Below are 238 nucleotides of genomic sequence, written 5' to 3' on the forward strand. Positions count from 1 at the left end.
CCAGGCGGCGCGCCGGTGCCCGGAGACGATCGCGGCGAAGCAGCCGACGGCGACGGTGATGAAGACGGGACCGTACGCGTATCCGGCACCGAGGTAGAGCATCGCGGAGGCCGCGGTGCCGAAGGCCACCAGGACGGGGTGGCGGTGGCGCAGCAGGAGCAGTGCCGTACCGGCGAACAGCAGGAAGCGGCCGAAGGCGTCCAGGGGGGAACGGTCGGCCGCCTGGCTGTGCGCGGCG

1 pseudogene is annotated in these 238 nt (G+C 73.9%); it reads right to left on the reverse strand.

The features are described 5' to 3' along the window. Window positions 1–238 (reverse strand): annotated as a pseudogene (locus tag J0695_RS39285) (sensor histidine kinase); the annotation flags it as partial.

The organism is Streptomyces beijiangensis (genome assembly GCF_017315755.1).
GTDB classification, from domain to species: domain Bacteria; phylum Actinomycetota; class Actinomycetes; order Streptomycetales; family Streptomycetaceae; genus Streptomyces; species Streptomyces beijiangensis.